Genomic DNA, 19,707 nt, shown 5'->3' on the forward strand with positions numbered 1-19,707 from the left:
TGACGGCGGCCGAGCATGCGGCGGGGACCGCCGCCGCGGGCACCGGCCTCGGCGGGACCGTACCGCCGCGGGGCGTGCCCGCGCCCGCCGGCCGTCGCGCTCGGCGCGACGCGGGCGAACAGCCGCAGGCCGCTCTGCCGCCCGCCCTCCCGGCCGCGGGTACCCAGAACGCGCCGACGGAGACCGGGCCCGTTCCGGTCGGTACGGCTTCGGTCGGTACGACAGCGGTCAGTACGACTTCGGTCGGCACAGGTTCGGTTGGCACAGGTCCGGCCGACGCCGGGGTGGCCGGTTCAGGGGTGGCCGGTTCCGAGGGTGGGCAGCCGACCGGGCGTCGGCGCCGTGCGCTGGCCGCGGCGGCGGAGCGCACCGCGGCACAGGAGGCGGGGACCCGTACGGTGTTCGCCCTGCCGCCCGCCGAGGCGGACCGCTCGCCCGAGCCCGGTGCCGGGGACGGGGGCAACGGGGCCGATGGGGGCGGAACCGGGCACGCGTCGGGTCCGGTACCGGGGCAGGCACCGGCCGTGGCTCAGGAGCAGGGCGCCGTTCCGGTTCAGGGGCAGCTGCCGGTTTCGCCGCAGGGGCAGATGCCGGTGCCCGCGCAGGGCCAGCTGCCGGTTCCGGCCCAGGGCCGCCAGGCACCGGCACCGGCTCCGGCTCCGGCTCCGGCTCCGGAGCAGATCTCGGTACCGGCCCAGGGCCAGACAATGACTCCGGCTCCGGTTCGGGAGCAGATCCCGGTCGCCGGGCAGGCTCAGGTGTCCGGCGTCGGTGTGCCGGGGGACAACGGCCGGCATGACGCCGTACCGCACGACCAGGCCGGGGACCACACCCCGCCCCAGCCACACCCGACCAGCGCGCCGACGGGTCGTCGGCGGCGGCCCGTGGCCCAGCCGGGAGAGGGTCCGGCGACGCCGGACACGCCCGCGCAGGGCGTACCGGTCCAGACGGGGGCCACGGCCCCGCCGAGCGCGGCCGTGCCCGCCCAGGGCAGCGTCGCCCAGGGTGTGCGGCTCGCCCCGGGGCAGCTGGTTCCGGCGCCGGGGCAGGCGGTGCCCACGCAGCCCGTCCCGCAGTCGGCGACACCGGGGCGGCAACCCCTGCCGGGACAGTCGGCGTCGCCGGGTCTGCTGCCGCCCGCCCAGCCGTTGCCCGCGGAGACGACTCCCGCCGCCCCGGCCGCGCCGCCCGCCACCGAGGCACTCCCCGCCCAGCCCGCGCCCCGCGCCGACACCCCCGCGCCCGGCACCCCGCTCCCCCCGGACCGATCCGGTGCCCTGCCGCGTGCGGCCCAGCCGTTGCCCGCCGAGACGGCCGACGTCCCCGTGGACCCGAACTCCACCCAGGGCCGGGCGATCAGCGTGCGCACACTGGGGCAGGGCGTGCCGTTCAGCAGGCAGGCGGCCCAGGTGCAGCAGCCGACGGCCACGCCCGCTCCGCACGGTCCGAGTACCGTCGGCCGTCGCCGCAAACTCGGCACGCCGCCGGATCCGGCCGCGCGCCCGGAGCAGCGCACCGACCAGGGCGCCCGTCCGCACCCGCCGGCCGAGCAGCTGCCCGCGCAGCCCTCGCTCGCCGGGCAGTCACGGCTCGTTCCGGGCACCGAGGGCGCCGGACGCTCGTACGCCATCGGCGCCCCGGACGAGAACGCCGCCGAGGGACCCGAACCGCTCGACGGCCCCGGCGGCGCGATCGAGGTCGCCGACCCGCCGCGCCCCCAGCCCATGGACGACGAACTGCCGCCCGAGCCGCTGGACAACCCCCGTCGGCTGCTGGTGTGGCCCGCGCCGGACGTCACGACCCAGCAGGCACTGAGCGACCGCGGCTACCGTCCGGTGATCGTGCACTCACGCGAGGAGGTCGACGCGCAGATCGCCGCCTTCCCCGCCGCGCTGTTCGTGGACCCGCTGACCGGGCCCATCACCCGTACCGCGTTGCAGTCGCTGCGACAGGCCGCCGTGGCCGCGGAGGTACCGGTCCTCGTCACGGCCGGGCTCGGCCAGGCGACGCGCGAGGCGGCGTACGGTGCCGACCCCGCCGTCCTGCTGAAGGCCCTCGCGCCGCGCGACAGCGAGCAGCATCCGCCGCGCGTGCTGCTCATCGAGGAGCACGCGGAGATCGCGCTGGCGCTGACCTCGACGCTGGAGCGGCGCGGGATGCAGGTCGCGCGGGCCGCGAGCGACGCCGACGCGGTGACGCTGGCCGGGCAGCTGCGGCCGAACCTGGTCGTGATGGACCTGCTCCAGGTGCACCGCCGCCAGGCCGGGATCATCGACTGGCTGCGTGCCAACGGGCAGCTCAACCGCACCCCGCTCGTCGTCTACACCGCCGCCGTCGACCAGGCCGACCTGCCGCGGCTGGCCTCCGGCGAGACGGTGCTGTTCCTCGCGGAACGCTCCACCAGCACCGAGGTGCAGGCCCGCATCGTCGACCTGCTGGCACGCATCGGCACCAACTAGACGAGCAAGTCCGAAGTCCCGTTGAGCGCAAAAGGTGAGGGTCTCGTTGGTCGATGTGTGACGAACGACCTTGAGACCCTCATTACCGCACTCTACGTGAAGATCGACGACGAGTTGGGAGGACCGCGATGGCTGGGCAGGCCGCCGTTGCTGACCGACTCCGAGCTGGTGTGCGCCGCGGTCGCCCAGGCGATGCTCGGCTTCACCTCCGAAGCCCACTGGTTGCGCTATGCCCGCAAGCACCTGACCGGCATGTTCCCGTACCTGCCCCAGCAGTCCGGCTACAACAAGCGCCTGCGTGCGGCTCTCGGCCTGGTCAAGCGGGTCGTCCGCATACTCGCGAAGTCGTCCGACTTCTGGCTGGACGACTGCTGGATCGTGGACTCCACGCCGGTGCCGTGCGGCATGTCACGGCCCACCGTGAAACGCTCCGACCTGGCCGGATGGGCCGGATACGGCTACTGCGCCAGCCATTCCCGGTTCTTCTGGGGGCTGCGGCTGTATCTGGTGTGCACCCCGTCCGGGATGCCGATCCTGTGGGCGCTGGCGGATCCGAAGATCGGCGAGCGCGAGGTGCTGGCCGCGATGCTGGAGGTCGAGGCGGACATCGTCGCCGAACACGACGGCATCCTGCTCATCTCCGACAAGGGCTTCGCCGGCCGGGACTTCGAGCAGTTGCTGGCCGGGCAGGGCATCACCTTGCTGCGGCCCTCCCGCAAGCGCGAGAAGACCCGATACGGCGAACCGATGCTGAAGAAGGTCCGCCAGCTGATCGAGTCGGTCAACGACACCCTCAAGGGCCAGCTCGACCTGGAAGGCCACGGCGGGCGCAGTTGCGCGGGCGTCGCGGTCCGCGTCGCCCAGCGCATCCTGGCCATGGCCGCTGCGATCTGGCTGAACAACCTGACCGGCGCACCGATCACTCGATCGCTGATCGCCTACGACCACTAAAGACATACGACTTGCTCGTCTAGGCCGGACGGACCGGCCCGTACGACAAGCACGACGGGCACGACAACAGGTACGACGGGCACGACAGGTACGACGGATGGACCGGGCGGGACCCCATACTCACGGCGCCCACGCCCGGCGCGCCCATGTCCAGCGGGGTTTCGGTCAGAGGCGGGTGACGTCCAGCTGCCCGTCCGCGTACCGCCTGCGCAGCACCTTCTTGTCGAACTTGCCCACGCTCGTCTTGGGTACCGCCTCGATGACCGTCCAGCGCTCCGGGAGCTGCCACTTGGCGATCCTGCCCTCCTCGGCGAGGAAGGCGCGCAGGGTCTCGAAGTCGGCGATGGCGCCCTCCTTGAAGACCACCGTGGCCAGCGGGCGCTCGCCCCACTTGTCGTCCGGTACGGCCACCACGGCGGCCTCGGCGACATCCGGGTGGGACATCAGGGCGTTCTCCAGATCGACCGAGGAGATCCATTCGCCGCCGGACTTGATGACGTCCTTGGCCCGGTCGGTGAGGGTGAGGAAGCCGTCCGGGCTGATGGTGCCGACGTCTCCCGTCTTCAGCCAGCCGTCCTCGCTGAACTTGTCGGCGGGGCGCAGGGGTTCGGCGTCGGGGCCGTTGTAGTAGGCGCCCGCGATCCACGGCCCGCGCACCTCCAGCTCGCCCGCCGACGCGCCGTCCCAGGGCAGCCGCTCGCCGCCCGGTCCGGTGAGCCGGGCGGAGACACCGGCCGGGAAACGGCCCTGTGTGAGCCGGTACGCGAACTCGTCCTCGGTGCCGACCGCGTGGGCCGGCGGCCGGGCCACCGTGCCCAGCGGTGAGGTCTCCGTCATGCCCCAGGCGTGGCACACCCGCATGCCGAGCTTGTCGAAGGCCGCCATCAGTGAGGCCGGACAGGCCGAGCCGCCGATGGTGACCTGGGTGAGGGAGGAGACGTCCCTGGGCTTGGCGGTCAGCTCGGCGAGCAGGCCCTGCCAGATGGTCGGCACCGCGGCCGCGTGGGTCGGGCGCACGGTCCCGATCATCTCGGCGAGCGGTGCGGGCTGCAGGAAGCGGTCCGGCATCAGCATGTTCACGCCGGTCATAAAGGTGGCGTGCGGCAGACCCCAGGCGTTCACATGGAACTGCGGGACCACGATGAGCGACGTGTCCTGGTCGGTCAGGCCCATCGACTGGGCCATGTTCAGCTGCATGGAGTGCAGATAGATGGAACGGTGGCTGTAGACCACGCCCTTGGGGTCGCCGGTGGTGCCGGAGGTGTAGCACATGGCGGCGGCCCGACGTTCGTCCAGTTCCGGCCAGTCGTAGGTGGTCGGCCGGCCCGCGATCAGCTCCTCGTACTCGTGCACCCGTACCCGGGCGGCGGCCAGCGGGGAGCGGTCGCCGGAGCCGGAGACGACGATGTGCTCCACGGTGGTGAGACCGGGCAGCAGCGGGGCGAGCAGCGGGATCAGTGAACCGTTGACGATGATCACGCGGTCGGCCGCGTGGTTGACGATCCAGGTCAACTGCTCGGCGGGCAGGCGCAGATTGAGCGTGTGCAGCACGGCCCCCATGGCGGGAATCGCGAAGTACGCCTCGACGTGCTCGGCGTTGTTCCACATCAGCGTCGCGACCCGGTCGTCGTCCCGCACCCCGAGGTCGTCGCGGAGGGCGTGCGCCAGTTGCGCCGCGCGGGCGCCCGCCTCGGTGAAGCTGCGCCGCTGCGGCTCTCCCTGCCCGGTCCACGTGGTGATCTGGGACCGCCCGTGCACCTGTACTCCGTGCAGGAGAATGCGGGTGACGGTCAGCGGTACGTCCTGCATGGTGCTCAGCACGGCGTCCTCCCGGGGCGACATGGCCTACGCGGCAGTAAAGGGCAGGCCCGATTCTGCGCGCATACCATGCGGTATGTCACTAGGGACAAGTGATCGATCACATCACCGGCCGCCCCGGTTTCACCCCGGAAGGACCGCTACCGAACGAGCCCCAGCTCGGGGTCCTCGCGCAGCTTGCCGAGCGCCCGCGACACCGCGGACTTCACGGTGCCCACCGACACCCCGAGCACCTCGGCCGTCTGGGCCTCGCTCAGGTCCTCGTAGTACCGGAGGACGACCATCGCCCGCTGCCGCGCCGGCAGCTTGGTGATCGCCCGCCACATCGCGTCGTGCAGCGCCTGGCGCTCGGCCGGGTCGTCCTCGCCGGGCGCAGGGTCCGGCTCGGGCAGTTCGTCACACACGAACTCGTCGACCTTGCGCTTGCGCCACTGCGAGGTCCGGGTGTTCAGCAGCGCCCGGCGCACATAGCCGTCGAGCGCCCGGTGGTCCTCGATCCGCTCCCACGCCACGTACGTCTTGGTGAGCGCGGTCTGCAGCAGATCCTCCGCGTCACTGGGGTTCGCGGTCAGCGAACGGGCGGCACGCAGCAGGACCTGCTGCCGGTCCCTCACGTACGACGAGAACGATGGATACATGGGGGTCCCCCCGGTTGAGCGCAGCCGAGAGTGGGGGAGGGTCTGCCTCGTCGGCGTAGCGGCGTCCGAAGCGCTGGTGCAGACGGGTGTGGTCATGGCTCCCACGCTATGAGCGAGCTGAGTGAGGCGGATCGGCCGCAGGTCCCGAAGCAGAGTCCCCCTCAGGTTGTAGGGGTGGGGTTGACTACACCTCCTGAAGGTGGAGTGGGGAGCGCCCCGTACTCCGGGTTGCCCCCTGCGGGCTCACTCGTCCGCCGCCAGGACCAGCCCCGATGTGGGCACTCCGGTACCGGCCGTCACCAGGACCCGGCCGACCCCCGTTATCTGGTCGGCCCCCGGTATCTGGTCGGCGGCCGTGCCCCGCAGTTGCCGTCGGGCGTCAAGGTCACCGCAGGACAGCGGAAAGCGTCTGCGCGGCGGCACCGAAGTACCGCCGCGCAGACGCATTACGACCCCGAAAGCACATCCCCCACGGGAGGTCAGTCGCGGCTTACCACAGGCGGGTGAAGTTGATGTTGACGTTCCTGTTCCCCTGCTGGATGGCGGTGAACGCGGAGTCCTTGACCTGAGCGGTGTTGCTCTGGTTCGAGGCGCCGGAGCCGACCGCGTTCTGTGCCGTGGTGGACGAGTTGCCGGTGTTGTTGTGGCCGACCCCGCTGCCGACGACGCTCACCACGCCGGCCCTCGATCCGTCGTCCGCGATGGCACCGTTGTCCGCACTCGCGATGCCGGTGAAGAGGGCGGCTGCGAGCGGGAGCGCGGAGACGGCGGCGAGAACGCGGGCGGTACGGATGCTTGCCATGTTGTCCCTCCAGGACGATACCCATCGGCCGGCTGGCCGAGAGCCCGGGAATTCATGAAGTACGGCTGCTGCCAGGGAAGTTGGCCGACCTCCCGGGCGGTTGAGCACGACGTCGCGAACCCAGAGTTGCCCATCCAATCCCTGGCGTACCACCCCACAGCTCCCGATTCGCACTCAAGCGTGATGACAAGTCGATAAACCCCATTCGCCATCTTTGGTGATCTCATGACTCGATTGCGCCCACTACGGGCTTCTCCGAACCAAGTGGCACAAGCGGTGAACCGTTTCGTCACATTTCCGGCCATCCCATCCGCCCCGGCGTGTCACCCCACCCCCCTCTTCCCTTTTTCGAACGCGTGTACGAACATGGAGGCATGGCCACCACCGACCGGCAGGCCACGACCCTGGCCCTCGCGCATGCCCTGTCAGCCGCCGAACGCGGACTGGCCGTCATCCCGCTGTCCCGGACGAAGCTCCCGGCCCTCCGCTCCCCGCACCGCGACCACCCCGGTCCCAGCCCCTGCCACGGCGAGTGCGGCCGCTTCGGCCACGGCGTGTACGACGCCTCGACCGACCCGGCGCGCATCCGCGAACTGTTCGCCTCCGCGCCCTGGGCCACCGGCTACGGCATCGCGTGCGGACTGCCCCCACACCACCTGATAGGCATCGACCTCGACACCAAGTCCGGCACGGACTCCTCTGCCGCCCTGCGCGAACTGGCCCTGCGCCATCTGTTCACCATCCCCGAGACCGTCGTCGTGCTCACACCGAGCGGGGGCCGCCACGTCTGGCTGACCGGCCCGCCGGACGCCGTCGTCCCCAACTCGGCCGGTCGGCTCGCTCCCGGCATCGACATCCGAGGTGCCGGTGGCTATCTCGTCGGCCCCGGCTCCCGCACCGACCACGGCGTCTACGCCACCGCACCCGGCACCGCCCACCTGGCCCCCGCGCCCTGCCCGCCCGCCCTGCTGCGCCTGCTCCTGCCGCCGCCCCGCGCGCCCCATCCGACGCCCCCGGCGTCCGGGGACCACGGCAGGGGGCTGGTCCAGTTCGTCCTCGCGGCCCACGAGGGTCAGCGCAACACCCGCCTGTTCTGGGCCGCCTGCCGCGCCTACGAGAACGACATCGGGCCCGCCCTCGTCGCCCCGCTGGTCGAGGCGGCCCTCAACACCGGGCTCTCGGAGCACGAGGCGCGGGCGACGATCGCGTCGGCGGCGCGGATGACGGGGCACCGGCCGTGAAACCAGCGCAAGCGCGCGAGCGCCACACCCGCCTTCCCCAGGGCTCCGGTCCGTCGCGGGCCACCTGCTGCGCCAACGGCGACGATCAACCACATCCCTCGGCGGCGTCCCGCACTCACCGGTGCTCCCGCAGCGTCGTGAGACGGCGTTTGTACTCGTCCTCGTCTATCTCCCCGCGGGCGAACCGCTCGGCAAGCAGTTCCTCAGCTCGCCGGCTTCCCCATCGGGGCTCGCCGGAGGACGGCCGCGGACCGGGCTGAGGGTGATGAGTGCCGGTGAGATAGCGCACGAGCGCGATGACTCCGGCGATGATCAGGGCCCAGAACAGCACCATGAACACCGCCATGGTGAACCAGCCGCCCCAGCCCCATCCGCCGTCGTACCACATCATGCCGATCACTTCCCTCGGCCAGTGGCCCTGTGCCTTCCAGGATGGTCCTGCACAGGCAGAGACACCGTGGGTCATAGTTCCTCGCGAGGGGGCCGGATGACCCAGCTCAAAGCGGTCACGGCTTCGCCACTCATGCGCCGATCCACGCGCCGACCGACGTCGATCCTGCAGAACGCCTAGGCGGTGATCCGGGCCGTCATGGAGGCGATCGCCCGTCGCGACGGCGACCACCCGCTGACCGTCGGCGGCTTCAGCATGGGCGGCCTGGTCACTCGTTATGCCCTCGCCAAAATCGAGGCCCTGGGCGTCGAGCACCAGACGCAGCTCTACTACTCCTGGGACAGTCCGCACACCGGCGCCTGGATCCCCATCGCCCTCCAGGCGTTCGCGCACTACACCAAGAAGCTCGACCCTCGCTTCTCGGACCAGATCAACAGCCCGGCCGCCCAGGAGTTGCTCTGGAAGCACATCGCGAACTGGGAGGACAAGCCCGCCACCAGTGAGCAGCGTCTTGAGTTCCTGCGCGCGCTGTAGGAAGTCGGCAACTGGCCCCGGTCGAGGCAGACCCGGCTGATCGCCCTCGCCAACGGTCCCGGCACCGGCGCCGGCAACGGCGTGGCTCCCGGGGCCGAAGCCGTCATCGACAGGGGGCCGGCCGTCACCGGCACCGAGCTGCGGGCCCAGTCCGAGGGCGACGAGCAACTGGTCGCCAAGCTCCGGGTGGTCACCGTCCGTGAGATCCGCACCAGCGGACTGCCCGACATCGACGGCGCGCCCGGCGGCACCCTCTACGGTTTCGGCATCCTCGCCGACGCGTTGAACGAGATCGCGGGTTTCGGCGTCGACAACCCGATCCGCGAGCACTGCTTCGTCCCGGCCGTCAGCGCCATCGCCCTACGGGAGCCGTCCACCCACGACAACCTCTACACCCCGATCAGCGATGAGGATCTGGACGAGACGCCCTTCCACGACGTCAAACTCGCCTCGCAGAACGATACGCACACCCTGATCACCGAGGAACTCTCCTCCTGGTTCCTGAACCAGCTGCCATAAACCCACTGCCGTCACCAGACATCAAGCCAACATGCCAAATCCGGACCCTGTTGCAGCCCACGGCGCCCGACACCGCGTCCGGTCCACAGTCAGAAAACGTCACAGGTCAGCGGTTTCCTGACCAGCAGTTACGCAGCTCCATTCCGCCGAACCTTGGTCCACGCCTGGTCCACACGCGCTGATCCACAACGCGACAGAGCCGGATCAAGGTGAGACAGGACCCATGCAGAAGGGGTGCCCCTCGATGAGGGGCACCCCTTCTGACCTGCACGTCTATGAACTCTGCGGAGGCGGTGGGATTTGAACCCACGGTGACATTGCTGCCACGACGGTTTTCAAGACCAGTCGGATTCACGCGGCCAGATAGCCTCTGACCTGCGCCTTAGATCCTCCCGGCTCCGCTCACAGCCCCTTCTTGGCCAGAGGATGGCCAAGAAGGGGCTGTGAGCGCTGAGGGCAGGGGCAATCACGCGCTCACGCCGGGAGCACGCCCGACGTTCTCGGCAACGAGACGGCTCGTGAAGCCTCGGGTTACAAGTCGCTCGTACGCTCGGACCACATCGTCGGGTACATCCTGCGAGATCATGAAGCCTTGAGCGGGGTAGATCAGCAGGCGTTGCAGTGATCCGACAAGCATGTCGATGACCAAGCGGGAGTCCCGGATCGAATCGACGTACTCCGGGAGCGTCATGGGCGTAGACGCGCTGACGAACTCGACGCCTGGCCACAGTTTCCGGGCCGTCGCGTAGGCGCGCCGTTCCTCGTATGGCTTGCTGACGAGAAGCACGGAGGACACCGCGACCCCGCGCTCTTCGAGAAGCGTGCGGGACAGGGTGATGTTCTGCCCGGTGTTCCGGGCGTGAGGCTCCACAAGGATGGCGTCCGCCGGAACGCCCAGTTCAAGCGCGCGGTCCCGGTAGTGCTCGGCTTCCCCGCGCGGCATGCGGTCCTGGGTGGTGCGGCTGGTCGCTCCCGTGAAGACAATCAGCGGCATCATGCCGCGCCGGTACAGGTCGACGGTGGTGTCTGCCACGCCCAGATCGTGACTGCCGAGACCGACGCCGACCGAACAGGGGCACGGCTCATGGTGCATCTGCTGGTAATCCCACAGAAGTTGAGTGTCTTCCCAGTCCTGTACAGAGATCACGGCGAGCCTTCCTTGTCCTGGTCACGGGCGGAATCGGGAACCTTGAACTCGTACTCCCACGCGAACCGGGAAGCTGAGTGGACGCCGACCGCGAACTCAACCACCGTGCCATCTGCCGTGTACGTGGTTCGGTGAAGCTCTACCACGGGTTCACCGACCGGAAGCTGTAGCAGCTTCACCTCTTCGGCCGTGGGGACGCGGGCGAACAGCCCCTCTTTCATGTGGTCAATCTCGTACCCCGCGTCATACAGGACCCTGTACCCGCCGCCGCGTCCGGCAGGCCCCGGCGTGGGGTCGACAATGCGCGTGCCCTCGACGTGTTCCGGCCGGTAGTAGCTGGTCAGGGTGTGCGTCGGCTGGGTGCCTTCCTTCACGAGGCGAGCGCGCGCGTACACCGCGGAGCCGACCGGCACGCCAAGCCCCTCAGCCACGAGAGCGCTCGCCTGGACACGGCTCACGGTCTGCGTCTGCTCGTTGCGCTTGTACGCGCGGCCCGACGCGACACGGTCAGCGATGAACGCAACCTCATCACCGTCACGCCATTTCGCTTTGTCGTACCGAGCGATGCCGAGCCGCTTGAGCGGGGTGCGTGGCCTCACGATGGTGCCGTGCCCGCGTGACGACGTCACAAGTCCCTCAGCCTCTAGCGCTTTGTACGCCTGATGGACGGTGGATTTGGAGCCTTCCCCAGCCTCAACAAGCTCTCTGATCTGAGGCAACTGCGCTCCGGATGCGTACTCGCCATTCCTGATTTGTTCCGCGAGTCGATCCGCAAGCTCACGCCACTTCGGTGCCACAGCCGAACTCCCTTCGATGCGTCCCAGTGAAACACAGTCCCAGGACTGTTGACAGTCCTGGGACTACGTGCCATCTTCTTCTCAGGCCGCTCGCAGTCCTAGGACAGCGAAGCGGAAGGGGAGACGTAGAAGTCCGTCGTCTTCACGGATCGATCGGTGTCATCGGCTAAGCCGCTGGTCTGACCCTCGGGCGCAGTCCCAGGGACCGGACCGGCGGGGATCCCGGTGATTGGGCTGCACCCGGTCCATGACAGGTAGCCATTCCAGGGAGATCGACTCAGCGAGTGACGACTGAGTGACGCGGTGACCGCGCGCCGTCCAAGGGAGGCGGAGCAAGGCGCAGTCGGGAGCCGCGAGACGACAGTGACGGGCTTCCCGTCACTCGTCATGCGGGCAGGGCACCGGCTGTGCGTCGGCGGCCTGCCCGCTTGATGAGGAATCAGAGCGGTCCCTCGGGGTGCGACCCGGGGGACCGCGTACAGACACCTGTGTTGGAGGCATCTGTAGTGCTGAGTCTGACAGATCAGGAGCGCGACGAGTTGTCGCGGAAGAACGCTGAGCAGAACAAGCGCAGCGAGGACAACGCCCGTGCGCGGGGTGGTCGTTGATGGCCGACACCGAGCACGGGAAGACCAAGCCGCCGCTTCCCGTCCGTCCCCCTCGCCCGCACCCGCACGCGGCCGGTCACCCGGCCGCGGGAGCTCCCGCGGAGGTGCGCTGATGGGGACCGACCCGGCCGCATGGCACCTGCAAGCCCACGCGGACGCATCGGCCGCCGACCTCGGCCAGCAGGACCCTGCCCCGAGTGCGGCTGAGCTGGCCTGGCAGCAGCAGGAGATCCGCACCGCCTACGAGGACGCTGCTCACCTGACCGAGCAGCCCCGGTAACACGCACCACCTACAGCCCCGGTATCCAGCCGTGAAGGGCGTCGGATCGAATCCGGCCCGGGGCACGCACCACCACCCGCCCGCAACCCGAGAGGAGCTGTACCGATGGCAGACGAGGACAAGAACTTGGAGCAAGAGCTACGGGAGATCCAGGAGGAGCAGCAGCTGTACGGCGGATGCAACAACTGCCAGGGAGAGCACTGCCCGGACTGCAACTGAGAACCCAGCCCCGGCATTCAGCCGTGAAGGGCGTCGGATCGAATCCGGCCCGGGGCACCGGCCGCCAACGCACGGCCCGCCGCACCATACGCGTGCGGCTTCCACTATCAACGGCGCGCACCCCCGGAGTAGCCGCTCCGGGGGTGCATCGGGCCGTCCCACTGTCTAAGGAGAAAACGACCCATGAACCACATCGTTGCTGTTCAGGCGGGTGTTACCGCCGATGAGTGCGACCGCGGGCCGATCGATTCGGATCGGTTCGTGCTGCTGTACACGATCTACAACGTGCGTCTGGTGCGCTACCTGCGGGCCCGGATGTCCACCGGCGAGTGGATGCATGCCGAGGGGGTGGCACAGGAAGTGTGGTCCACGGCTGCGGCGAGGCTGGACACCCTGCGGACGTCGGACGACAAGGCGTTCGGCTGGCTGTGCGAGATCGGCCGGCACGCGGTCGCCGACTACTACCTGCGCGAGCGCGGACACCGCGCCGCGGCACTCGACGCCCGGCTCGCCGTGCTGGACCGCACCCCGTCGAAGCTGGCCGAGCGGCGCATCCGCCGCGCCCGCAACAAGGTGCTGGTCGAGCGGGCTGCGCTGGCCGACCGTGCCGTCTCGGGGGAGGCGGCATGAGCGAGAGCCTGACGCTGGACGACCTGGCCGTGCCGCTGCGGGCGCTGCGGCTGCTGGCCGCTGACTTCGGGCACCTGCCCGCCCCGGACGTCGACCTGTCCCGTATCTACCCGGACCGGCTGATCCTGCGGTTCCACGAGGGGCTGTACGCGTTCGAGGCATGGCGGGAAGCCCTGGACGTGCCGCCGGAACAGGTGCTGCACCAGGTGCAGGGCGACGGGACAACGCGCGTGCTGAGGGCGTCGACCCGGTGCGCGGGCGCAGAGGTGCACCTGCAGGGCTACGCCGACGTGCCCGCCGCGGACGGGGGTGCGGCATGATGCCTTCCTGGCTTCCGGGCCTTCCTTCCGGGGCCTGGTCGTGGGTGGTGCCGCTGGCCGGTGCGGTGCTCGCGCTCGCGCTGGTGGTGTGGGCGGTGGGACGGCTGCGGAAGTCGTCGTGGCTGTCCGGGATCGGCCCGCAGGCTGTGGTCGCCCTCGGGGGCGTGGCGGTCAGTGTTCACGGTCTGTGGGGGTTCGCCACGCAGACCAGTGCGCTGCCGGCGGGGCTGGCGGTGGCGTTCATCGCGGTGTTCGACGCCGCGGAAATGACGCTGCTGGTCATGATGTACCGCGCGGCCGACCCCGAGACGGGGTGGACGCGGGAGCTGCGGCTCATGCACCGCACCGCGTGGATGCTGGTGTCGTTCTCCGCGGCGATGAACGCGGTGCACGCCCCGAACTGGTGGGCCCGGCCTGTTCTTGCGGCGGTGCCGGCGCTTGCGGCGTGGCTGATTGAGCTTCAGCTCCGCAGCAAGCTGCACCACGTCAAGCCCGGACAGGACGACGACGGCGGGCGTCCGGGTCCGGCCCGGCTGGTGGCGCTGCTGTGGCAGCACGCATGGGCGGAACTGTTCGCCCTGCTCGGCCTGGACGCCCGTACCTCGTCCTCGGCGATCGCGCGGGCCGCGCTGGTCCAGCGGGCCGCGCTGCGCGTCTACCGGCTGCGTCTGGCCCTGGACGCGGGCCGAACCCGCCGGGTGCGCCGCTGGCGCCGCAGGGCACAAAAGGCCCTGGACCGCGCGGACGTGGCCACCGACCGCACACAAGCGCTCGCGCTGGTGCGGCGTCTGGCTGCTCTGACCCGCGCGGATGAGGTCGCCACCCTCGACTACCGCACACCGGCCACGGTCCTCGCCCTGATCGAAGATCTCGCCGTGACCCCGGCGGTGGAGCGGCAGGAGGCATCCACTCTCGCGGACGAGGCCAACGCTGCGCGGCAGCGCGCGGAAGCCGCGCGGCAGGAAGCCGATCGTGCGCGGCAGGAAGCGGAGAACGCGCGGCAGCGCGCGGCAGACGAACTCACTGCCGCGCGGGAGGAACTGGACCGGGTCCGCCGGGAACAGACCCGACTGCTGGAACAGGGCGACGACGCCGACGGGCGCGTGGCGGCTGCGCGGGAGCAGGAGGAAGCCGCGCGGCAGCGCGCGGACGGCGCGCGGAAGGATGAGCAGGCCGCGCGGCAGCGCGCGGGAGAGCTGGTCCAGCAGGCTGAGCAGCAGGTGACCGCCAAGCGTCAGCAGCTCGACGCTCTCACCGTCCAGGCGCAGCAGGCGCAAGCCGCCCGCCAGTCCCACGCGGACGCGTTGCAGCAGCTCAACGGGCAGATCACCGAAGCGAAGATGCTGTACGAGCGGCTGTGCGGCGACCTCGCCGCCCTGAACCCGCAGGCCCCCGAGCAGGCCGCAGACGGCTCGGAGACGGTGTGGAAGTCACCCGCCAAGCAGGAGGGCTGGACGTACTACCGCACCGCCCTCACTGCCCCTGGCGGGCAGGAGCCGACCGCGGCGCAGCTGGCTGAGCGGTTCGGGGTGGACCCCGGAAACGCGCGGAACTGGCTGCGGGACTTCCGTGCCGCGCGCGCCGCGCAACTCGCCGCGCGCCAACCGCGCACCGCCACCCTTGAAGGAGCTTCCGCATGATCGCCGTCGTCCGCATACGCACCCTGCGCGCCCTGCGTACCGGCCTCTCCGAGGCGGAAGCAGGGACCGCCGCCGCGCGCGCCGAGTCCGAGCAGCACCGTAAGGAAGGCGAGATCGCCACCGACTCCGCGATCCGCGCGGAGATCGCCCTGGAGGAACTGCGCGCCGCACTCGCCCGCACCACGGCCGACGCCGCCCGGCTCGAAGGCGAGCTGGAGACTTTGCGCGCCCAGTCCCTGCTCGACACCGAGGACCGGCAGGCGCTGCGGACGCTGCTGCGCATCACCCGCAAGCAGAACGCTCGGGCCGATCGTGTCTACGTCCTCTACCGCTTCGGGGAACTGCACAGCGTGCACGCCGCCCGGGACGCGGCGGAGATCGCGGCCGAGGCCGAGGGCGCTCCCCGAGACGGGTGGACCTCGCCCACCACATGCTGCGCGACCCCGCCCCCGGCCTCCGAGGTCCCGTGGCGCATCCAGCCGCTCCCCCTCGGGGGCACCAAGGCGTGAGCGCGCTCCCGGTCTACCGGTGGCGCCTCGCACCCAAGGGCTACGCCACTCGCCGACAACTCCGCGCGCTCGGGCTGCGGCCGGGCGGTCAGGATGTGGTCGCGCAGCTCGAACGCCCGCGCCGCCGCCGCGGCCCGCTGGTCGCCTACCTCTACCGCATCGATCTGGCGCTGCCCGTCCGGCCGATGACGCCGGCCAAGCGGGAGGCGCTCGCCAAGGCGAACACCGCCCGCCGCACTTGCCCGCAGTGCCGCACCGACGCCGGTTACGTCATCCCAGCCTCGCTCGGGGTGTGCGTGCCGTGCGCCTGCCCCGAGCAGGCCGCGGCCTGACCTGCACAGCACTTCTCTCCCACCTCTCCTTCTCTGTCCAAGGAGTCTGGCTGTGTCCAGTCGTACCCGAACCCGCGGCATGAAGTCGGCCGCGGGCATCCACACCGTCCGCCTGCCGCGCCAGCGCGGACGCCGCTCTGCTCAGCCGTTCATCGTCGTCGTCCCCGAACAGCCCTCCCTGACCCGCGAAGCCCTCAGCTTCCTCGGGCGGATGCTGTGGCGCTTCCGCGGTGCACTCGCCCCGACGGGCCTGGCACTGCTCGCGTTCGTCGGGACCGCGGTCCTGCACTCGATCGCCTGGTGGTCCGGCCTGATCCTGGCCGTCGCCGCGGCCGGCCCGGGGATGTGGCTGGGCTCCGTGCAGTACCGGCGCCCGAGCAAGGGCAGCACGCTGCGGCTGCGGATCGCCACCGCCGTGGGCGCCACGTTCGTACTCGGCTGGGTCGCCCTGGCCGCCGGGTTCGGCCCGCTGGCCGGACCGCTGGCCCAGATCTGGCTCACGGGCCTGATCGTCGCGCAGTGCGCCTGGTTCTTCGTCCGCCGCTCGCTCTGACCCGAAGGGAACCCAACCGATGGCATCCACCCCTACCGCTCCCGCCTCCGGAGCCAACGGCTCCCAGGCCAAGGCCAACACCAAGAACTTCGGCGCGTCGTTCGCGCCCGGCTTCACCATCAACGTCAACGCCAACAAGACCAACAACGGCGTACCCACCGTCGCCAACAGCGCCAACGGCTCCGGCACCAACGGCCGGGGCGGCGCCGAAGGGCTGCTGCCGGAGCCGGACTTCTCCTCTCCGGCGCGGGTGCGCGAGTACTGCAACAGCCTGCGGGCGGCCGGCGTGACGCTGTCCTTCCAGGTCGCAATGGGCGCCGAGATCATGAAGGGCGTCCTCGCGGCCGTCCCGGACCCGGAAGGGCGGCCGTTCGGCTCCCGGGCCCGTGCGGCGAAGGTGGCCCGCAAGATGCAGCGCTCTGCCGACGCGCTCCGCGATGCGGCGAAGAACGCCGCCGCCTGCTACTCCGCCTTCCAGCAGGAGTACGAGGGAGAGATCAACCGAGTCCGCCACCGTGCCCGCCGACCGCAGCAGCCGGTCATCAACTGGGCTGAGCAGTAAGGGAGGTTGCACCATGGCCCGTGGACAGAACCGGGTGACCGCGTACTACCCGGACGGCATGACCGGCTATCTGGCCCAGCAGCAAGGCGGACCGGACGGCGCAAGCATCGGCGCCTACCTGCTGCACCGCGCCAAGCCCCATCTGCCGCCGTGGCTCGCGTGGGCGGGCACCGGCGCGGCCGGGGCCCTGGGGAACTGGCGGTGGGCCGACAGCGCCGCCGCCGGCGTCGGCCTCACCCTCGCCTCTGTCGCCCTGACGGGGGTCACGTGGTGGGCGGGGAAGTCGACCAGCCAGCAGCGGCGCCTGCACTCGGCTATCACCGTGGCCGCGGGCTCCGCCTGGCTGACAGCCGCCTGCCTCGCGGGCCCCACTGCCGGTCCGGTTGGCGACCTGTACCTGATGGGCGGCCCGGCACTCGCGCTGTCGTGGAACGTCCGCATGGTCCTGCGGCAGAACACCGACGCCACCGGCGAGGGCACCGACAAGGGCCTGCTGGAGAAGGTCGGTCTGGCCCGTGCTCAGCTCGGGGCGGCGAAGGTGGAGCCCAACCGGGTCACCGCCCCGCTCGCCGTCGAGGCCGGCGAGCAGACCAACGACGACGTGACCAAGAGCCTCGGGCGGATCGCGTCCGCCCTGGACCTGCCCACGTCCGCCGTCCGCTACAACCCCGACCCCTCCTCCAGCCGCCGCGGCGAACTCGTCATCGTCCCGGAGGACATGCTGGCTGAGGTGGTGGAGTGGGAGAGGCCGTCGAACCTGGGCGGCTCGATCGCCGAACCCCTGGTCATCGGCCGCTACGACGACGGCTCCCCGCTGCTGCTGTGGCTGCCCGGCGACCCGGACGCCGGCCGCAACTCCACCCACGTGCTCGTCGCGGGCGGAACCGGATCCGGCAAGGGCGAGACCGCCCTGAACCTGCAAACGGAGATCCTCTCCCGCCGGGACGTCATCGTCTGGTTCTCCGACCCCAAGGCGTTCCAGGACTTCCGCCCCCTGCTGCCCGGCCTGGACTGGGCGGTCGAGGGCGGGACCCCGACGGAGGTCATGGTGGCCGCCGTCGAAGCCGTCATCCCGGCCCGCACGCGGTGGCTGGGCTCCCACGGCTACCGCCAGTGGCTGCCGGAGGTCGCGCAGCAGCAGACCAGCGGCAAGCACACCTGCCGCCCCGACGGCCGGCCGTGCGGCTGCCCCGGGATGCCGTTCCTGGTCACCTGGTTCGAGGAAGCCGCGAACACCCTGCGCAAGATGGGCGACGACGCGTTCACCGGCATCGCGCAGGAAGCCCGGTCCGCCGGCGTCTCGCTGATCGTGTCGCTTCAGCGGCCGTCCTACGACCAGATGTCCACCAGCACCCGCGCCTCCCTCCCCTCCGTCATCGCGCTGGGCTGCGACCCGCGCGATGAGGGGTTCGTGCTGCCGGACGAGGTCCTGGCCGCGGGCGCGCACCCGGGGGCGTGGGGCAACCGGCGGCCCGGCTACTGCTACACCGTCGCCCCCGGCATCCCCGAGGACCGGTACCCCTCCCCGGGCCGCACCTTCCGCTTCAGCCACCGCGCCACACCGGGCATGGAGGTGCTGGCCCAGTGGGCGCAGCGCAACGGCGCCACCGCCGACCCCGTCACTTCCGGCGCCGCCTCCGCCGTGGCCGGCCGCGCCTACACCGGCCGCGATGCGGGCAGCACCGAGCAGCCCGCGCCGCTGCACGCGGCGAAGGACCAGGAGGACAGTGAGATGACGGACAACGGCCTTCTGGTCGATCCCGAGGACGCCGGCATCGACCCCGAAGTCGAACTCCCCAACGCCGAACAGGGCGACGACACCCCGATCTTCGGACAGGAGACCGGCCGCAAGCCCTCCCCCGAAGAGGCACGCCGCCTCTTCGCCCAGGCGCTGGAGGAGTTCGAGTCCAACGGCCGCATGATCGTGGGCCCGAAAGACTTCATGGACTGGTGCGACCAGCACAGCCTCTCCCGCCCGTGGGTGTCCGCACGGCTGAAGGAGGCCGCCGAAGACGGCCGCCTGGAGGCAACGAACACCACCGGCCGGTGGCGCATCATCCCCGCTCTGACGGCCGCCTGACACCTGACACCGTCACAGTCGCCTGACACCCAAACCCCTAGGCAAACCCAGTGTCAGAACCACGTGACGCCCCCCGCGTGACACGCCTGACACCCGCTTCACACCCGCACGCGGGCCCGCCCACGCACACGCCGGCGCGGGCCCGCGCCGCACTCGGAGGAACGCGCCATGACCCGCCCCGAGCACGCACCCGAACCAATCCCCCCGAACCCACGCCTGACCGACGACGAAGCCGCCGCCGAAGCCGCGCGGATCATCGCCGACGCCTACCGGCCCGTGCCCGAGACGCCGACCGCGCACCGCGACGACACCCCGGTGCCCGCCTACGGCAGCGCCCCGCCCGTCGCCCAGCCCGGACGGCCCCCGATGAGCCAGGGCGCCACCGACGCGAGCGTGCTCATGCTCGCCGGCGGCGCCACCACCGCCATGGTCGGCGGTACCGCGGCCGTGCTCATGTACGTGTCCCAGTACGCCGACCCGATCGTCTGCGCGATCGTCTTCGGCGCCCCGACCGCCCTCCTGCTCGCCCTTGCCAAGCTCGCCAAACGCGCCAAGCCCGCCCCCGAGATCCACCAGCACTACGAGGGACCCGTCTACCAGGACCAGCGCAACGTACACAGCCGCACGACCGGCGTGTGGGCCAAAACCAACAACCAGCAGCGCTAGGGCGGCCGTTC

At 70.9% G+C, this 19,707-nt stretch carries 21 protein-coding genes and 1 pseudogene; 15 read left to right on the plus strand and 7 right to left on the minus strand.

Annotated elements, in window-relative coordinates:
- Together ACWEKM_RS30340 and ACWEKM_RS30345 are read left to right on the plus strand one after the other, a co-directional pair.
- Window positions 1-2,459 (plus strand): annotated as a pseudogene (locus tag ACWEKM_RS30340) (nickel transporter); the annotation flags it as partial.
- Between the two features lie 57 nt (window positions 2,460-2,516).
- Window positions 2,517-3,410, plus strand: a complete 894-nt coding sequence (locus ACWEKM_RS30345) for an IS982 family transposase (protein ID WP_451624460.1) — start codon at window positions 2,517-2,519, stop codon at window positions 3,408-3,410.
- Between the two features lie 165 nt (window positions 3,411-3,575).
- Here ACWEKM_RS30345 and ACWEKM_RS30350 read toward each other — a convergent pair whose 3' ends face one another.
- The 4 genes from ACWEKM_RS30350 to ACWEKM_RS30365 form a co-directional block, all read right to left on the minus strand.
- Window positions 3,576-5,231, minus strand: coding sequence for a long-chain fatty acid--CoA ligase (locus ACWEKM_RS30350; protein WP_451624461.1), 1,656 nt, complete (start codon window positions 5,229-5,231; stop codon window positions 3,576-3,578).
- 137 nt (window positions 5,232-5,368) lie between these two features.
- Window positions 5,369-5,962 (minus strand): SigE family RNA polymerase sigma factor, encoded by a 594-nt coding sequence (locus ACWEKM_RS30355; protein WP_451624462.1) that lies wholly within the window; start codon window positions 5,960-5,962, stop codon window positions 5,369-5,371.
- Between the two features lie 147 nt (window positions 5,963-6,109).
- Window positions 6,110-6,289 carry a hypothetical protein gene (locus ACWEKM_RS30360; RefSeq protein WP_451624499.1) on the minus strand — a complete coding sequence of 60 codons (180 nt, stop codon included), beginning with the start codon at window positions 6,287-6,289 and terminating at the stop codon, window positions 6,110-6,112.
- A 67-nt stretch (window positions 6,290-6,356) separates the two neighbouring features.
- Entirely contained in the window at window positions 6,357-6,668 is a 312-nt protein-coding gene (locus ACWEKM_RS30365; RefSeq protein ID WP_451624463.1) for a hypothetical protein, read from the minus strand.
- A 374-nt stretch (window positions 6,669-7,042) separates the two neighbouring features.
- Here ACWEKM_RS30365 and ACWEKM_RS30370 point away from each other — a divergent pair, with 374 nt between their 5' ends.
- The gene (locus ACWEKM_RS30370) at window positions 7,043-7,909 is read left to right on the plus strand and encodes a bifunctional DNA primase/polymerase (RefSeq protein ID WP_451624464.1); all 867 of its coding nucleotides are present in this window, start codon (window positions 7,043-7,045) and stop codon (window positions 7,907-7,909) included.
- A 115-nt stretch (window positions 7,910-8,024) separates the two neighbouring features.
- On the opposite strand, the gene ACWEKM_RS30375 is transcribed toward ACWEKM_RS30370, so the two are convergent.
- Window positions 8,025-8,300 (minus strand): SHOCT domain-containing protein, encoded by a 276-nt coding sequence (locus ACWEKM_RS30375; protein WP_451624465.1) that lies wholly within the window; start codon window positions 8,298-8,300, stop codon window positions 8,025-8,027.
- Window positions 8,301-8,483: 183 nt separating this feature from the next.
- Between ACWEKM_RS30375 and ACWEKM_RS30380 the strand changes: the two genes are divergently transcribed.
- Window positions 8,484-8,834, plus strand: coding sequence for a hypothetical protein (locus ACWEKM_RS30380; protein ID WP_451624466.1), 351 nt, complete (start codon window positions 8,484-8,486; stop codon window positions 8,832-8,834).
- 81 nt (window positions 8,835-8,915) lie between these two features.
- Window positions 8,916-9,353 carry a hypothetical protein gene (locus ACWEKM_RS30385; RefSeq protein WP_451624467.1) on the plus strand — a complete coding sequence of 146 codons (438 nt, stop codon included), beginning with the start codon at window positions 8,916-8,918 and terminating at the stop codon, window positions 9,351-9,353.
- 466 nt (window positions 9,354-9,819) lie between these two features.
- On the opposite strand, the gene ACWEKM_RS30390 is transcribed toward ACWEKM_RS30385, so the two are convergent.
- Both ACWEKM_RS30390 and ACWEKM_RS30395 read right to left on the minus strand, forming a co-directional pair.
- On the minus strand, window positions 9,820-10,500 hold the full coding sequence (locus ACWEKM_RS30390; protein ID WP_451624468.1) for a YdcF family protein: 681 nt from the start codon (window positions 10,498-10,500) through the stop codon (window positions 9,820-9,822).
- Complete coding sequence (locus ACWEKM_RS30395) at window positions 10,497-11,297, minus strand: GntR family transcriptional regulator (RefSeq protein ID WP_451624469.1); 801 nt, start codon at window positions 11,295-11,297, stop codon at window positions 10,497-10,499. The genes ACWEKM_RS30390 and ACWEKM_RS30395 overlap by 4 nt, the downstream gene beginning before the upstream one ends.
- Window positions 11,298-12,017: 720 nt before the next feature.
- On the opposite strand from ACWEKM_RS30395, the gene ACWEKM_RS30400 reads away from it, so the two are divergent.
- The 10 genes from ACWEKM_RS30400 (at window position 12,018) to ACWEKM_RS30445 (ending at window position 19,696) form a co-directional block, all read left to right on the plus strand.
- Window positions 12,018-12,185: a hypothetical protein gene (locus tag ACWEKM_RS30400; RefSeq protein ID WP_451624470.1), complete on the plus strand. Its 168-nt coding sequence runs from the start codon at window positions 12,018-12,020 to the stop codon at window positions 12,183-12,185.
- Window positions 12,186-12,587: 402 nt separating this feature from the next.
- Complete coding sequence (locus tag ACWEKM_RS30405; protein WP_451624471.1) at window positions 12,588-13,034, plus strand: DUF6284 family protein; 447 nt, start codon at window positions 12,588-12,590, stop codon at window positions 13,032-13,034.
- Window positions 13,031-13,354, plus strand: a complete 324-nt coding sequence (locus tag ACWEKM_RS30410; RefSeq protein ID WP_451624472.1) for a hypothetical protein — start codon at window positions 13,031-13,033, stop codon at window positions 13,352-13,354. Before ACWEKM_RS30405 ends, ACWEKM_RS30410 begins: the two co-directional genes overlap by 4 nt.
- The gene (locus ACWEKM_RS30415; RefSeq protein ID WP_451624473.1) at window positions 13,354-14,994 is read left to right on the plus strand and encodes a hypothetical protein; all 1,641 of its coding nucleotides are present in this window, start codon (window positions 13,354-13,356) and stop codon (window positions 14,992-14,994) included. The genes ACWEKM_RS30410 and ACWEKM_RS30415 overlap by 1 nt, the downstream gene beginning before the upstream one ends.
- The gene (locus ACWEKM_RS30420) at window positions 14,991-15,503 is read left to right on the plus strand and encodes a hypothetical protein (RefSeq protein ID WP_451624474.1); all 513 of its coding nucleotides are present in this window, start codon (window positions 14,991-14,993) and stop codon (window positions 15,501-15,503) included. Before ACWEKM_RS30415 ends, ACWEKM_RS30420 begins: the two co-directional genes overlap by 4 nt.
- Window positions 15,500-15,835, plus strand: a complete 336-nt coding sequence (locus ACWEKM_RS30425; RefSeq protein WP_451624475.1) for an RRQRL motif-containing zinc-binding protein — start codon at window positions 15,500-15,502, stop codon at window positions 15,833-15,835. Before ACWEKM_RS30420 ends, ACWEKM_RS30425 begins: the two co-directional genes overlap by 4 nt.
- Before the next feature lie 52 nt (window positions 15,836-15,887).
- A complete protein-coding gene (locus ACWEKM_RS30430) occupies window positions 15,888-16,388 on the plus strand; it encodes a hypothetical protein (RefSeq protein WP_451624476.1) in 501 nt (166 codons plus the stop codon).
- 19 nt (window positions 16,389-16,407) lie between these two features.
- Complete coding sequence (traA, locus tag ACWEKM_RS30435) at window positions 16,408-16,950, plus strand: plasmid transfer protein TraA (protein WP_451624477.1); 543 nt, start codon at window positions 16,408-16,410, stop codon at window positions 16,948-16,950.
- A 58-nt stretch (window positions 16,951-17,008) separates the two neighbouring features.
- A complete protein-coding gene (traB, locus tag ACWEKM_RS30440; protein ID WP_451624497.1) occupies window positions 17,009-19,030 on the plus strand; it encodes a plasmid transfer protein TraB in 2,022 nt (673 codons plus the stop codon).
- Window positions 19,031-19,198: 168 nt separating this feature from the next.
- Window positions 19,199-19,696, plus strand: coding sequence for a hypothetical protein (locus tag ACWEKM_RS30445; protein ID WP_451624478.1), 498 nt, complete (start codon window positions 19,199-19,201; stop codon window positions 19,694-19,696).
- The last annotated feature ends 11 nt before the right edge of the window (window positions 19,697-19,707 follow it).

The sequence above is a fragment of the Streptomyces sp. NPDC004752 genome, assembly GCF_053601275.1.

Bases quoted from the DNA above. Each gene is read 5' to 3' on its own strand.
- ACWEKM_RS30355 (WP_451624462.1), bottom strand. From the start codon at position 5,962: ATGACCACACCCGTCTGCACCAGCGCTTCGGACGCCGCTACGCCGACG.
- ACWEKM_RS30365 (WP_451624463.1), bottom strand. From the start codon at position 6,668: ATGGCAAGCATCCGTACCGCCCGCGTTCTCGCCGCCGTCTCCGCGCTC.
- ACWEKM_RS30370 (WP_451624464.1), top strand. From the start codon at position 7,043: ATGGCCACCACCGACCGGCAGGCCACGACCCTGGCCCTCGCGCATGCC.
- ACWEKM_RS30375 (WP_451624465.1), bottom strand. From the start codon at position 8,300: ATGATGTGGTACGACGGCGGATGGGGCTGGGGCGGCTGGTTCACCATG.
- ACWEKM_RS30400 (WP_451624470.1), top strand. From the start codon at position 12,018: ATGGGGACCGACCCGGCCGCATGGCACCTGCAAGCCCACGCGGACGCA.
- ACWEKM_RS30405 (WP_451624471.1), top strand. From the start codon at position 12,588: ATGAACCACATCGTTGCTGTTCAGGCGGGTGTTACCGCCGATGAGTGC.
- ACWEKM_RS30410 (WP_451624472.1), top strand. From the start codon at position 13,031: ATGAGCGAGAGCCTGACGCTGGACGACCTGGCCGTGCCGCTGCGGGCG.
- ACWEKM_RS30415 (WP_451624473.1), top strand. From the start codon at position 13,354: ATGCCTTCCTGGCTTCCGGGCCTTCCTTCCGGGGCCTGGTCGTGGGTG.
- ACWEKM_RS30420 (WP_451624474.1), top strand. From the start codon at position 14,991: ATGATCGCCGTCGTCCGCATACGCACCCTGCGCGCCCTGCGTACCGGC.
- traA (WP_451624477.1), top strand. From the start codon at position 16,408: ATGGCATCCACCCCTACCGCTCCCGCCTCCGGAGCCAACGGCTCCCAG.
- traB (WP_451624497.1), top strand. From the start codon at position 17,009: ATGACCGGCTATCTGGCCCAGCAGCAAGGCGGACCGGACGGCGCAAGC.
- ACWEKM_RS30445 (WP_451624478.1), top strand. From the start codon at position 19,199: ATGACCCGCCCCGAGCACGCACCCGAACCAATCCCCCCGAACCCACGC.